This window comes from Streptomyces sp. NPDC093065, assembly GCF_044754585.1.
In the GTDB taxonomy this organism is placed as follows: Bacteria; Actinomycetota; Actinomycetes; order Streptomycetales; family Streptomycetaceae; genus Streptomyces.
In genome coordinates this window covers 1-12,326 of the sequence record NZ_JBIVPJ010000019.1, presented here as the reverse complement: position 1 = coordinate 12,326, position 12,326 = coordinate 1, and the positions used below count along the sequence as shown (strand labels likewise).

The 12,326-nt window shown below is 68.9% G+C and carries 12 protein-coding genes, 1 tRNA gene and 2 pseudogenes; 7 read left to right on the top strand and 8 right to left on the bottom strand.

Annotated elements, in window-relative coordinates; translation table 11 throughout:
- Positions 1–60: 60 nt before the first annotated feature.
- The 3 genes from ACIQFU_RS28070 to ACIQFU_RS28060 all read left to right on the top strand — a co-directional run bounded on the left by ACIQFU_RS28070 (position 61) and on the right by ACIQFU_RS28060 (position 1,779).
- Positions 61–1,134: a peptidoglycan-binding protein gene (locus ACIQFU_RS28070; protein WP_402555305.1), complete on the top strand. Its 1,074-nt coding sequence runs from the start codon at positions 61–63 to the stop codon at positions 1,132–1,134.
- A gap of 64 nt (positions 1,135–1,198) precedes the next feature.
- Entirely contained in the window at positions 1,199–1,438 is a 240-nt protein-coding gene (locus tag ACIQFU_RS28065) for a hypothetical protein (RefSeq protein WP_402555053.1), read from the top strand.
- On the top strand, positions 1,435–1,779 hold the full coding sequence (locus ACIQFU_RS28060) for a hypothetical protein (protein WP_274031389.1): 345 nt from the start codon (positions 1,435–1,437) through the stop codon (positions 1,777–1,779). Before ACIQFU_RS28065 ends, ACIQFU_RS28060 begins: the two co-directional genes overlap by 4 nt.
- Positions 1,780–1,935: 156 nt before the next feature.
- Here ACIQFU_RS28060 and ACIQFU_RS28055 read toward each other — a convergent pair whose 3' ends face one another.
- Both ACIQFU_RS28055 and ACIQFU_RS28050 read right to left on the bottom strand, forming a co-directional pair.
- Positions 1,936–2,154, bottom strand: coding sequence for a DUF397 domain-containing protein (locus ACIQFU_RS28055; RefSeq protein ID WP_402555050.1), 219 nt, complete (start codon positions 2,152–2,154; stop codon positions 1,936–1,938).
- The gene (locus ACIQFU_RS28050) at positions 2,151–3,014 is read right to left on the bottom strand and encodes a helix-turn-helix domain-containing protein (RefSeq protein ID WP_402555049.1); all 864 of its coding nucleotides are present in this window, start codon (positions 3,012–3,014) and stop codon (positions 2,151–2,153) included. The genes ACIQFU_RS28055 and ACIQFU_RS28050 overlap by 4 nt, the downstream gene beginning before the upstream one ends.
- Before the next feature lie 243 nt (positions 3,015–3,257).
- On the opposite strand from ACIQFU_RS28050, the gene ACIQFU_RS28045 reads away from it, so the two are divergent.
- Both ACIQFU_RS28045 and ACIQFU_RS28040 read left to right on the top strand, forming a co-directional pair.
- Positions 3,258–3,701: an ATP-binding protein gene (locus ACIQFU_RS28045; RefSeq protein WP_402555047.1), complete on the top strand. Its 444-nt coding sequence runs from the start codon at positions 3,258–3,260 to the stop codon at positions 3,699–3,701.
- On the top strand, positions 3,698–4,162 hold the full coding sequence (locus ACIQFU_RS28040) for a hypothetical protein (protein WP_402555046.1): 465 nt from the start codon (positions 3,698–3,700) through the stop codon (positions 4,160–4,162). Before ACIQFU_RS28045 ends, ACIQFU_RS28040 begins: the two co-directional genes overlap by 4 nt.
- Positions 4,163–4,439: 277 nt before the next feature.
- Here the strand turns inward: ACIQFU_RS28040 and ACIQFU_RS28035 are convergent, their stop codons facing one another.
- The 4 genes and pseudogenes from ACIQFU_RS28035 to ACIQFU_RS28020 form a co-directional block, all read right to left on the bottom strand.
- Positions 4,440–6,104: a long-chain fatty acid--CoA ligase gene (locus tag ACIQFU_RS28035; protein WP_402555045.1), complete on the bottom strand. Its 1,665-nt coding sequence runs from the start codon at positions 6,102–6,104 to the stop codon at positions 4,440–4,442.
- Positions 6,105–6,219: 115 nt separating this feature from the next.
- A pseudogene (locus ACIQFU_RS28030) lies at positions 6,220–6,939 on the bottom strand (AMP-binding protein); the annotation flags it as partial.
- 125 nt (positions 6,940–7,064) lie between these two features.
- Positions 7,065–7,703, bottom strand: coding sequence for a SigE family RNA polymerase sigma factor (locus tag ACIQFU_RS28025; protein WP_402555044.1), 639 nt, complete (start codon positions 7,701–7,703; stop codon positions 7,065–7,067).
- A 297-nt stretch (positions 7,704–8,000) separates the two neighbouring features.
- Positions 8,001–8,327, bottom strand: a complete 327-nt coding sequence (locus tag ACIQFU_RS28020) for a hypothetical protein (protein WP_402555042.1) — start codon at positions 8,325–8,327, stop codon at positions 8,001–8,003.
- Positions 8,328–8,690: 363 nt separating this feature from the next.
- Here ACIQFU_RS28020 and ACIQFU_RS28015 point away from each other — a divergent pair, with 363 nt between their 5' ends.
- A complete protein-coding gene (locus ACIQFU_RS28015) occupies positions 8,691–9,569 on the top strand; it encodes a bifunctional DNA primase/polymerase (RefSeq protein ID WP_402555040.1) in 879 nt (292 codons plus the stop codon).
- An 86-nt stretch (positions 9,570–9,655) separates the two neighbouring features.
- Positions 9,656–10,135, top strand: a complete 480-nt coding sequence (locus ACIQFU_RS28010) for a hypothetical protein (RefSeq protein ID WP_402555039.1) — start codon at positions 9,656–9,658, stop codon at positions 10,133–10,135.
- A gap of 134 nt (positions 10,136–10,269) precedes the next feature.
- Here ACIQFU_RS28010 and ACIQFU_RS28005 read toward each other — a convergent pair.
- Positions 10,270–10,361: transfer RNA gene (locus ACIQFU_RS28005), tRNA-Ser, on the bottom strand.
- Between the two features lie 867 nt (positions 10,362–11,228).
- Positions 11,229–12,233: pseudogene (locus ACIQFU_RS28000) on the bottom strand (tyrosine-type recombinase/integrase); the annotation flags it as partial.
- Positions 12,234–12,326 lie beyond the last annotated feature (93 nt).

The following is a 12,326-nucleotide window of genomic DNA, read 5'->3' as shown; positions in this document are numbered from 1 at the left end:
ACGCCTCGCGCACCGCGCCGGGGCGTTTTTTCATGTCTGGAGACACCCACCGTGGCACGTATGCCCGGCGCCACCTGGCGCCCGATCCCGATCAACTACACCGACAACGGACAGGCCGAGGTACGCGGCGTCGTCGTGCACATCATGGCCGGAACGCTCAGCGGAACCGATTCGTGGTTCCGCAACACCAAGGCCCGCGCGTCGTCCCACTTCGGCACCGGCAAGGGCGGCGCCCTGTATCAGTGGGTCGACACATCCGACCGCGCGTGGGCCCAGGCCGCGGGTAACACGTCGTGGCTGTCCGTCGAGAACGAGGGGCAGGGCGGCGACACCCTCACCGACGACCAGCTCGACCGCAACGCCGAGGTACTGGCGTGGGCCCACGTGACCTACGGCGTGCCGCTCAAGGTCGCCACGTCGACCAGCGACCGCGGCCTCGCGTACCACGGCCTCGGCGGTAGCGCGTGGGGCGGACACACGTCGTGCCCCGGCTCCCGGATCGTCGCCCAGCTGCCCGAGATCGTCCGCCGGGCGAAGAAGCTCACCGGCAGCACCTCGCCGAGCGAGCCGACCGTCGCCCGCTACCGGGTCACGATCAGCGGCCTGTCCTACGGATACGGCGCCAAGGGCGACCACGTGACCAAGGTCGGCCGCGCTCTGGTCGCGAAGGGGTTCGGCAAGCACTACGCCCAGGGCCCCGGCCCGGCCTGGTCGGACGCCGACACCGAGAACTACGCCGACTATCAGCGCAGCCTCGGCTACTCCGGAGCGGACGCCGACGGCGTGCCGGGGGAAACGACTCTGCGGAAGCTGCTCGGCACCCTGCCCGGCAAGCCGAAGCCGGCGGCGAAGGTCGTCGACCTGTCCAAGCTGCTCGCCGCCGCCCGGACCGACCCGGCCAAGTCCGGTACGCCGGTCTCGTACGCGGGAGCCCGGATCGTCGAGGACGCCCTCGCGGCCGAGGGACTGCTCGCCAAGAAGTACGCAGACGGCCACTTCGGCACCCAGACCAAGGCCGCGTACGCCGCGTGGCAGCGCCGATGCGGGTACCACGGCGCCGACGCCGACGGACTGCCCGGCCGCGCCTCGCTCGACATCCTCGCCAAGCACCACGGGTTCACCGTCACCGCGTGACCCCGCCACCCTCACCGGCCCGCCCCGACCGGGGCGGGCCCACCCGGAACAGGAGCACCACCACATGACCGACGCCAACAAGCGCACCGCGCGGACCGTCCTACAGGGCATCGTCGGGTTCGCCGTCGCACTGCCCGCCATCGTGGACGCGTCCGGCGTGCCCGAGTCCCTGCCGTGGGTCGCCGCCGGTCTCGCCGCAGCCGGCGGCCTCGCCCGCGTCATGGCCCTGCCGAGCGTCGAGGCCCTGCTCGACCGGCTCGGCCTCGGCCTGGTCGACGACGACAAGGAGCACACCGCGCCGTGACGACCCAGCCCTCGCCGTCCGACCCGGCCGCAGTCGCCCTTGAACTGGAGCGGATCAGGCGGACGATCGAGGTCGGGTTCACGCGCACCGACGGCGCCCTCGCCCTGCTCGTACAACGCCACGACCAGACCGACGAAGCGATCAAGGAACACGCGCGCCGCCTCGACGACCACGACGCCCGCCTCGACACCCTCGAACGCGGCGAGACCGAGCGCCAGAAGCGCAACGACACCCGCCTCGCAGACCTCGAACGGTCCCGGTGGCCCCTGCCATCCGTCGCCGCCCTGGTCGCCCTGGTCGGCCTCGCACTCACCCTGTGGCAGATCGCCACCCGCACATAAGCAACGCCCCCCGTACGGCCGCGTATGGCCGTACGGGGGGCTTTGTGTTGTTCCCCCGGCAGCCTGCTCGCCGTAGGCTCGCGGCCGGGGCCCGCACGACGGACGGCCCGCCCCCGAATGCCGCGGGGGCGGGCCGTCGTTACGTCTGCGGCTCCCTTACATCTGGCCGAACTGACCGGCCGCCGCCGCTACGGCAAACGAGGTCAGCGCGGCGCGGCCGATCAGCAGCGCGGGCCCGTGGGGGTCCTTGCTGTCCCGGACGGCCACCGTTTCGGCATCGAGGATGCCGCACTCGACGCACTGCGCCCCGCTGTCGCTGTACGTGGACTTCCACCACGTCACCGGCAGGGTGGAGGCGTCGTCAACATGTGTCATGCGTTCTTCCTTATCTCTGTGATCAGTTCCGCCGACGCCTCAACCGAGAGCGCGGCAGAGGTCAGCCGCTGCCAGGCGTCCCGGTGTGCGGCGACCTGCTCGCGTTCCTCGACGTACAGTGCCGAGGTCAGGCCCTCCGTGTGCACAACGTCAAGGTCTGCATGAGGGCCGAAGCCCAGAAGGGTGAAGCTGCCCAGCTGCCCGACGTGCAACGGCGCGTTGACGGGCAAGACCTGTACGTTCACGTTCGGCCGCTTCCCCATAGTCAGCAACCGGCCCAGCTGTTCATGCATCACGCCGTCGCCCTCGGACGTCGAGCGTAGGGCCTGCTCGGCGACGATCGCCCACAGGGTGAGCGGGTCCTCGCGGCTCAACACCGCCTGTCGCGCGAGGCGCACCTCGACCAAGGCATCGACGCGCGCCTCGACCGCCTCAGACATAGCCGTTGCCCGGATGATCTCGCGAGCGTAGTCGCCGGTCTGGAGCAGGCCCGGAATCACGCCCAGCTGCCACGACGAGACCGATTCGGCCTCGGCTTCAAGGCTGATCAGGTCCTCGTACACAGGCGTCAGGACGCCCCGATACGAGTGCCACCAACCGCGCTGCGCGCCTTCCTTGGTGAGCGTGAGCAGCGCGGCGCGCAGTTCGTCGCTCACCTCCCGGCCCAGCGTGACGTACAGGTCGAGCAGGGCGTCGATGTCCTTCGCCTTGGCCGGACTCTTCGCCGTCTCGATCCTCGACAGCTTGGAGTACACGAACAGGCCCTCGGACCGTTCGGCTACCTCTTCGAGGGTGAGTTCGGCGCGCAGCGCTCGCAGCTTCGCACCGAGGCGCCGACGGCGCACTGTAGGCGCACTCATTCCCTTCCCCTCCCCTTCCGTGGCTCGCTCACCAGTCTGCCCGGCCCCGTCATCGGCTGTCACCTGCGTACTTAACACACTGCACTCTCCTCCTACCGGCATATGCAAATTTCTACCGCAGAGCGCCAGGGCTTGCACTAGGGGGAGTTGGGAGAGCAATCTTGTGTGACGAAAGGTCAAGGCTGCCCGGAGCGTGCTACGAAAGACCTGCGCGCTCTAGCGCTCACCCGTGAGGGGAAAAGCATGATCGAAAAATGGCGGGCCGGACTGCCCGCTTGCTGCACACCACCCGACGGCCCGCCGCCGATTCTCTTACTGCCGGGCGAGGCCCAATCAGCCCGCGCGGCACGGGAGTTCGTACGCGAGTTCGTGACGTACCACGTTCCGGGCGCATCCGAGGACCACCTCGACACCGCCGTCTTGGTCGCGTGTGAACTGGTCACCAACTCGATCCGCTACGGCACCGAACCCGAAGACTCCGTACGCGTCGTACTCGACGCCGACGACAGCCGGACGCGCATCGAGGTACACGACCCCGTGCGCCGAGTGCCCAAGGTCCGTCCCGAGTCTGAACACCGCGACCGTGGGCGAGGCTTGATCATCCTCAACGCCCTATGCCCCGACGCATGGGGCGTAACCGACATCCCGTTGGGCAAGGCCGTGTGGGCGGAAGTGAAGGCATCATGACCGTGTCTCAGATCACGACGCCGCCCGGTCCTGGCTTCGTCTGCGGGATACACCTCGCGACCGGCATCCACGCCACCGAAGCGTTCACCGTCGCCCAACTGCTCGCCTACCACTCACCACCACGCCTCGCGCACGAAAGCGCCGAGCGCATCAGCGAGAACATGCGAACCTTCGCCGAAGCGCTGCGGCTCGGCCCGAGCGCCGAACACCCCCCGCACATCGGACACCGCATCCGCGTTCGGCGCGGTATGCCGTTCCTCGACTACGGCGACAACACGTACCGGCTGCGCGTCCCCGCTGCCACCTCATGGACACGCCTAGTGGCCGCTGGCAGACCGGTACGCATCCTCGTCCTGTTCGACCCCCTCGACGGCGGGGCCAGCCAAGGGGAGATCGCCGAGCATGTGCGCGCCTGCTTCGGGCGCGGAACCATGCGATGGGGCACGACCTACCACGTATGACCGACGGAATGATGGGCCGCCCCGGAGTACAGCACACTCCGGGCCGACCCACCCCGCGCCGAGCGTACAAGGCGCCCCACAGCACCCCAAAGGGGTTCAGCCACTCGCAACGCGTGTCCCGTACACGCGTCGTAAGCCCCTCGCTACCGGACCCGGTGAGACGGTAGCGAGGAGGTCCGCCGTCGCCGTATCCCCCGAGCGGCGCGGCGGGCCGGAACCAGGACGGCCCCGGTACCAGGTACCGGGGCCGTCCGCTGCTCCGTGAGACTTCCGGGCGTCAGACCCGCGTAACCTGCAACGCGCCGTCGGCGTAGCGCCCGCGCAACACCTTCTTGTCGAACTTCCCTACGCTCGTCTTGGGCACCTCCGGGATCAGGGCCCACCGTTCCGGCAGCTGCCACCGTGCGATCCCATTCGCGGACAGATGTTCCCGCAGCGCGGACCAGTCGGCCGAGGCACCCTCGCGGAGTACAACGGTCGCCAACGGCCGCTCCCCCCACTTCTCATCCGGGACGGCGACGACGGCGGCCTCGGCAACGTCGGGGTGGGACATGAGCGCGTTTTCCAGCTCAACCGACGAGATCCACTCGCCACCCGACTTGATCACGTCTTTCGCCCGGTCGGTCAGGGTCAGGAATCCATCGGCACTGATCGTGCCAACGTCGCCGGTCTTCAACCACCCGTCCGCGCTGAACTTGTCTGCCGGGCGGGCGGCCTCGCCGTCGACTCCGCCGAAGTACGCGCCGGCGATCCAGGGGCCGCGTACTTCCAGCTCGCCGGCTGACTCGCCGTCCCAGGGAAGTTCCTCGCCGCCCGGACCGATGAGACGCCCCTCGACACCTGCCGGGAATCGGCCCTGAGTCAGCCTGTAGGCGAACTCTTCATCGGTGCCGGGTTCCACTGTGGCCGGCGGCCTCGCCACCGTGCCCAGGGGCGAGGTTTCGGTCATGCCCCACGCGTGGAACACCCGCATGCCGAGGTCGTCGAACGCCCTCATCAGGGCGGGAGGACAGGCGGAACCGCCGATCGTGACCTGAGTCAGGGTGCTGACATCCCGAGGCTTCGCCGTCAGCTCTGCAAGCAAGCCTTGCCAAATGGTCGGCACAGCCGCGGCGTGGGTCGGCCGTTCCTGCTCGATCATTTCGGCGATCGGCCCCGGCTGTAGGAAGCGGTCCGGCATCAGCATGTTGACGCCGGTCATGAACGCGGCGTGCGGCAGACCCCAAGAGTTGCAATGAAACTGCGGGACGATCACAAGCGAGAGGTCCGCGTCGGTAAGCCCCATCGACTCAGCCATGTTGACCTGCATCGAGTGCAGGTAAATGGACCGGTGCGAGTAGGCGACCCCCTTCGGCTCACCAGTCGTCCCGGACGTGTAGCAGAGCGAGGCCGCGCGGCGCTCGTCCAGCTCCGGCCAGTCGTAGACCGTGGGCCGGTCGGCGATCAGTTCCTCGTACTCGTGCACCTGCACGCCGGAAGCCTTGGACAGCGCCGCGCGGGCGTCATCCGCCATGGGGCCGGACACCACCACGTGATCAAGGCGGGGCAGGTTCGGAAGGAGTGGGAGCAGCAGCCCGACCAGTGAGCCGTTGACCAAGATCACCTTGTCGCCCGCATGGCGCGCGATGTAGCTCAGCTGGTCGGCAGGAAGGCGCAGATTGAGCGTGTGGAGCACTGCGCCCATGGACGGCACGGCGAAATACGCCTCGACGTGCTCGGAGTTGTTCCACATGAGCGTTCCCGTAACGTCGCCCTCGCCGACGCCCAGCTCGCGGAGCGCGTGAGCGAGCTGGGCGGCGCGGTCGCCGACCTCGGCGAAGGTGCGTCGTTGCGCGGGGCCGGACCCCGTCCACGTGATGACCGTCGATGAACCGTGGACGCGCACGCCGTGACGCAGGATGCGGCTCACGGTCAACGGGGCGTCCTGCATGGTGCTAAACATGGCGGCCTCCCGCGAGCACGCGCCGGGCACCGCACGCCGCGCGGTGGCTCACATTGGGTCGTCGCCTATGTGGTGAGCGGCACCGCCGTGGGGATGCCCCTTTAGGCTCACAGTTGTGGAACTGCGGGACCACGACCAGTGAGGTGTCCTGGTCGGTCAGGCCCATCGACTGGGCCATGTTGACCTGCATGCAGTGCAGGTAGATGGAGCGGTGGCTGTAGACCACGCCCTTGGGATCGCCGGTGGTGCCGGAGGTGTAGCACATGGCGGCCGCGTCCCGCTCGTCCTGCTCCGGCCAGTCGTAGGCGGTCGGCTTCCCCGCGATCAGGTCCTCGTACTCGTGCACCCGGACGGCGGCCCCGTCCAGCAGGGAGCGGTCGCCCGGCCCGGAGACGACGACGTGCTCGACGGTCTTGAGGTGCGGCAGCAGCGGAGCGAGCAGCGGCAGCAGCGAACCGTTGGCGATCACCACCCGGTCGGCGGCGTGGTTGACGATCCAGGCCAGCTGCTCGGGCGGGAGGCGGAGATTGAGGGTGTGGAGGATCGCGCCCATGGAGGGGATCGCGAAGTAGGCCTCGACGTGCTCGGCGTTGTTCCACATGAGGGTCGCGACGCGTTCGTCGTCGACGACGGCGAGATCCTCGCGCAGGGCGTGCGCCAGCTGGGCGGCGCGGTCACCGATCTCGGCGAAGGAGCGGCGGTGCGGCTCGTCCTCACCGGTCCAGGTGGTCACCTGCGAGCTGCCGTGGACGGTCGACCCGTGGGTCAGGATCCTCGAAACCAGCAGCGGTACGTCCTGCATCGTGCTCAGCACGGTGTCCTCCCGGGGCGACATTGCCTACGCGGCGGTAAGGGTTGCGCTGATTCTGCGCACATACCGCGCGGTATGTCACTAGTCCCGGGTGATCGATCAGCGATCGGGTCCGAATACGCGATCCCACCGGGGGTTCACACAACGGCTCAGGACCGGACAAACCCCAGCTCAGGGTCTTCACGGAGCTTGCCGAGGGCCCGGGAGACGGCCGACTTCACGGTGCCCACGGAGACACCCAGCACCTCGGCCGTCCGGGCCTCGCTGAGGTCCTCGTAGTACCTGAGGACGACCATCGCACGCTGCCGCGCGGGCAGCTTCATGATCGCCCGCCACATCGCGTCGTGCAGGGCCTGCCGCTCCGCCGGATCGTCTCCGCCGGACACGGGCTCCGGCTCGGGCAGCTCGTCGCATGCGAACTCGTCGACCTTGCGCTTGCGCCACTGCGAGGTCCGGGTGTTCAGCAGCGCCCGGCGCACGTAGCCGTCCAGGGCGCGGTGGTCCTCGATGCGCTCCCAGGCCACGTACGTCTTGGTGAGCGCGGTCTGCAGCAGGTCCTCCGCGTCGCTCGGGTTCGCGGTGAGCGACCGGGCGGTACGCAGCAGCACCGGCTGGCGGGCCTTCACGTACGAGGAGAACGACGGGTACGGGAAGGTCTGCGTCCTTGCTGTGGCCGTGGCCAGAGCCGAGCCCGGGCCCGGGCCCGGAGCCAGGGCCGGGGCCGGCGCTGTGGCCGGCGCCAGGGCGGTGGCGGCGTTCGAAGCGCTGGTGCAGACGGGTGCGGTCATGGCTCAACGCTATGAGCGCGGGGGCGCCCGGCGGATCGGCCGCAGGTCCCGAAGGAGAGTCCCCCTCAGGTTGTAGGGGTGGTGGTGGCCCCACCTCCTGTAGGTGGAGTGGGGGAGGAGGGGTACTGCGGGTTCACCCCTGGGTGCTCCCACCCAAGGTGCTTCCACCCGGAACGTGCAAACGTCCGGGCGACGGTACCGAAGTACCGCCGCCCGGACGCACTGCGACCCCATGAAGCACACCCGCACAAGGAACCGGGGGCCGGTGCGGCAGCGCACCCGCGCCGGCCCCTCAGCTCACCACCACAGCGGGGAGAAGCTGACGGCCACGTTCTCGTTGCCCTGATTGATCGCCGTGAACGCGGAGCCGTCGACCTGCGCGGTGTTGCTCTGGTTCGAGGCCCCCGAGCCGACCGCCTGCTGCTGCGTGGTGGACGAGTTGCCGCTGTTGTTCCCGCCGACACCACTGCCGAGGATGCCGGCGTTGGCACTGGCGGCGGTCGCGCTCGATCCGTCGTCCGCGAAGGCGCCGTTGTCCGCCGCCGCCACCCCGCCGAGGAGAGCGACGGCGAGCGGGAGGGCGGCGACGGCGGCGACGACACGGGCGGTACGGATGCTTGCCATGTTGTTCCTCCAGAACAAGTGCGCACCGGCTTCCAGCCGACAACGCGAGAAGTACGTGAACCAGGATTTGTGCCAAGGCAGTTGGCCGACCGCCTCGACGCTGTGCACGACGTCGCGTGATCAGAGTTGCCCACCGAATCCCCGGCGAACCACCCCGGAAGCACTGATTCGCCCTCAAGCGTGAGGACAAGTCGATAAACCCCTTTGCTTCCCTTCCGTACCACCACGACACAGTACGGACAGCTCCACCCCAAGCCCCGCAAGAGGTGAAGCGTTCCGCCACTTTCTCCACCCGGCCGGCCCGCCCCGGCGTGTCACACGCCCGCCCTTCCCTTTCTCGAACATACGTACGAACATAGACCCATGGCCACCACCGACCGGCGGGCCACGACTCTGGCCCTCGCACACGCCCTGTCAGCCGCGGAACGCGGACTGGCCGTCATCCCGCTGGCCCGGACGAAGCTCCCGGCGCTGCGCTCCCCGCACCGCCGGGCCCCGGCCCCCGGTCCCCTCACCTGCCACGGCGAGTGCGGCCGCTTCGGCCACGGTGTCCACGACGCGTCGACCGACCCGGTCCGCATCCGGGCCCTGTTCGCCGCCGCCCCCTGGGCCACGGGCTACGGCATCGCCTGCGGTCTGCCGCCGCACCACCTGATCGGCATCGACCTCGACACGAGGCCCGGCGAACCGGAGCCGGACTCCTCGACCGCCCTGCGCGAACTGGCCCTGCGCCACCTGTTCACGATCCCGCCCACGGTCGTCGTCCTCACCCCCAGCGGCGGCCGCCACCTCTGGCTCACCGGCCCACCCGACCACGTCGTCCCCAACTCGGCCGGCCGCCTCGCCCCCGGCATCGACGTCCGGGGCGCCGGCGGCTACCTGGTCGGCCCCGGCTCCCGCACCCGCCACGGCGCCTACACGACCGCCCCCGGCACGTCCCACCTGGCGCCCGCGCCCTGCCCGCCCGCGCTCCTCCGCCTGCTGCTCCCGCCGCCCGTGCGGCATGCCGGGAGCGGACCCACGGGTGGCGACGGCCGGGGTCTGGTCCAGTTCGTCCTCGCCGCGCACGAGGGCCAGCGCAACACCCGCCTCTTCTGGGCGGCCTGCCGCGCCTACGAGAACGGCGTCGGCCCGGCCCTGCTGACCCCCTTGCTGGAAGCCGCCCGCGCCACCGGCCTGCCCGAACACGAGGCCCGAGCGACCATCGCGTCGGCGGCACGCATGACGGCCCGGCACCCCTGACACCCGACGAAAACCGAGCGCCTGCCCCTCGCCTGGGGCCGCACCCGCCCCACCCGACCCCACCGGCACCGAACTGAAAGACCCCGATGCACGACCGTTCCCGAGTGCCGACCCTGTCGCTGACCCGGATCGTCCTGACCGACGGCCGCAGCGTCGACCTGACCGAACTGCGCCTCACCCCGACCTACGGCGACCTGCCGCACGGCTACCCCTGCCGCCCCGCCAACGACCTGCGCATCCAGGCCCTCCTGCACACCGCCGCCCGGCTGTCCCCCACCGTGCCGGTCCACCTGATCCCGCCGCCTCGCGAGTACCCGGACCAGTACGCGGGCGCCTTCGGCCCCGTCGAGACACTCCCGCGCGTGGCCTGCGTCGGCCACTTCTCCTCCACGCCCCTGACCCCGGCCAGGGACCCGATCACCTACCGCTCCGGCCTGACCGTCATCTGGTTCCAGCCGACGACCCGCGTCCCGGACCCGTACGACACGGACCCGGCCCTGCGAGACGTTGACTGGCCGACGCTGGCCCTGGACTACGAACTCCAGAACCCGTCGAGCCAGCCCTAGAAACCCAGCCGCACGCCCCCGCCCCGGAAGTACTGCAACTGCATCACGGCCAACATCAGACCCCCACCCATAACCCGACCCCGCCCAAGACGACGACCCCCGACCGTAACGCCTGGTCAGGGGCCGTCAAACACCGCGGTGGGTGTGGGATTTGAACCCACGGTGGCTTGCGCCACGACGGTTTTCAAGACCTTTTGCGGCTCGGGTTCCGCTTCAGCTCCCACGCTGGTCAGGCGGGCAACATCGCATCGATGAAAGAGCAGCCTGGTTCGTTGTGCCCCCTTCGTGCCCCAAGGAGCCTGCCGTGCGGGAGCAAGAGCCGATCAGCACGTACATCGGGTGTCGCTACGCACCTCGAACACGCTCGCGACGCGGTCGCCCAAGGAGCGCAGAACCCCTTCAAAAACATGGCCCGAAGCTCCCGTCACCCTAGGAACCCCGGCGACACGGAGCATCCAACACGACGCCTAGCGGGTGTACGGATCCCCATACAGGCATCGAAAGGCATAGAGGCCCATCAGGCCATCGAAAGCAAGCCACCCGAGTGGAATCACCTTGCGAACCGCGATTGTGACGCAATTGATCCCGTGGAATCAAAAAAAACTTTCCAGAAGGGATTGTATCCGCCCATCCAACGCGGTCTACTTCTCCTTGCGGCGTCGCTCAACGACGCACCACCGATGGCTAATTGACCCAGGATGGCTGGGTCATCACGCCGCAACTGCGAAGAGAGCCCCGACATCGACCTCGGGCGTCCAAACCACAGGTCAGTGGGGCTCTCAGCGCGTGCTTCCCCCATCCGCGATCTGAGAACGGAGAAGTCACGACTCGTGAATGATAGGCAGCCGACGCAGGGCCCGCATAGGCATGTGACCGAATCGGCACGACGAGCACTTCGCTGGATCACGCAGCACCGCAGGACTGCGGCACTGCAAGTCCTCCGGGGCGCGTCGTACGGCGCAGGGACTACTGTCGTCAGCTTGATCGCACTGTGGATCAGGGCCCGCTACTAGTCGCCTCAATGGCAAGCCGCTGAGGTGAACACGGGCAAAGGGGTGTCTCTCGACGGAGGCACCCCTTTGCCCTTCACAGGTCAGGGCTCATTGAGCCATCCGTCTGCAGCCGCCGCCACCTGGTCATCCCGTCCGGCAACCGGCCGCGCGTAGTGCCGGGTTGTGACGCTCGCATTCGAGTGGCCGAGCCGTTGGGCGGCGATCATCACGCCGTACCGGTCAGCGACCCAGGTGCCGTGCGAGGCACGCAGATCGTGCGGGGTGACGTCAGTCAGTCCAGCGGCAGCCACGGCAGGATCGAAGTACGCCTTACGCCACTGGTTGTAGCGCAGGGGCTTGCCACCAGGGGTCGTGAAGAGGAGCGTGTCATCCCCACCGGGCAGAGTCTCCAAGTGCCGGCCGAGCCGCTCGGCGAGGGACGGGCCCACACGAAGCAGTCGCTTCTGATGTGACTTGGGAGTATCGAAAACCAGCGTGCCGTTCGCCTCGGCCAGGTTCTCGTCGACCAGGACGAAGCCCCCGGACACGTCGATGTCCACGCGCCGCAGGGCGAACGCCTCGCCGACCCGCAGACCCGCGTATGCGAGGAGCGCGATCAGCAGGTCATGCGGCTTGGTCGCGCCCTTGACGATCCGCGACGCTTCCAGCGGCGTGAGGATGTGCGGCTCCGTCTGCGGCATGCGAGGCAGCCTCACGCCCCTGCACGGTGTCTGCGGGATCATGTCGTTGTCGACGGCAGAGCGCATGATCTGCGACAGCACCCGGTACGCCTGCCGGATACGCGACGGGCTGAGCCCCTTGGTCCGCATCGCACCCACCCACTCGGTGACCGTGATGGGCCGAAGGCTGGAGAGTTCACGATCACCAAGTGCCGGATTGATCAACGAGTTGATCAGTGACCGGTACGACGCCTGGGTCTTGTGCTTGAGCTGAGGCGACACGGCCGCAAGCCAGCGAGCCGCCCAGTCGCGAACGGTCGTCTGCCCCTCAGCCGGGTCGAGCCACCGCCCTTCCTCGATCTCGATGCGCTTCCGCATGAGCCAGCGGTCCGCGTCCGTAGTCGTGGCGAACGTCCGGTCCGCAGGGGACTGTAAATCGTTCGGTGTAACTCCCGATCATGGAGGATGCATCGATGACCAGTGAGAACGTAGCTGAGCCCGGAGCTGTTGAGCTTTCGA

Excerpts from the sequence above, each read along its gene's own strand:
- ACIQFU_RS28070 (WP_402555305.1), top strand. The coding sequence starts at position 61 with ATGCCCGGCGCCACCTGGCGCCCGATCCCGATCAACTACACCGACAAC.
- ACIQFU_RS28065 (WP_402555053.1), top strand. The coding sequence starts at position 1,199 with ATGACCGACGCCAACAAGCGCACCGCGCGGACCGTCCTACAGGGCATC.
- ACIQFU_RS28055 (WP_402555050.1), bottom strand. The coding sequence starts at position 2,154 with ATGACACATGTTGACGACGCCTCCACCCTGCCGGTGACGTGGTGGAAG.
- ACIQFU_RS28050 (WP_402555049.1), bottom strand. The coding sequence starts at position 3,014 with ATGAGTGCGCCTACAGTGCGCCGTCGGCGCCTCGGTGCGAAGCTGCGA.
- ACIQFU_RS28045 (WP_402555047.1), top strand. The coding sequence starts at position 3,258 with ATGATCGAAAAATGGCGGGCCGGACTGCCCGCTTGCTGCACACCACCC.
- ACIQFU_RS28040 (WP_402555046.1), top strand. The coding sequence starts at position 3,698 with ATGACCGTGTCTCAGATCACGACGCCGCCCGGTCCTGGCTTCGTCTGC.
- ACIQFU_RS28035 (WP_402555045.1), bottom strand. The coding sequence starts at position 6,104 with ATGTTTAGCACCATGCAGGACGCCCCGTTGACCGTGAGCCGCATCCTG.
- ACIQFU_RS28025 (WP_402555044.1), bottom strand. The coding sequence starts at position 7,703 with ATGACCGCACCCGTCTGCACCAGCGCTTCGAACGCCGCCACCGCCCTG.
- ACIQFU_RS28020 (WP_402555042.1), bottom strand. The coding sequence starts at position 8,327 with ATGGCAAGCATCCGTACCGCCCGTGTCGTCGCCGCCGTCGCCGCCCTC.
- ACIQFU_RS28015 (WP_402555040.1), top strand. The coding sequence starts at position 8,691 with ATGGCCACCACCGACCGGCGGGCCACGACTCTGGCCCTCGCACACGCC.
- ACIQFU_RS28010 (WP_402555039.1), top strand. The coding sequence starts at position 9,656 with ATGCACGACCGTTCCCGAGTGCCGACCCTGTCGCTGACCCGGATCGTC.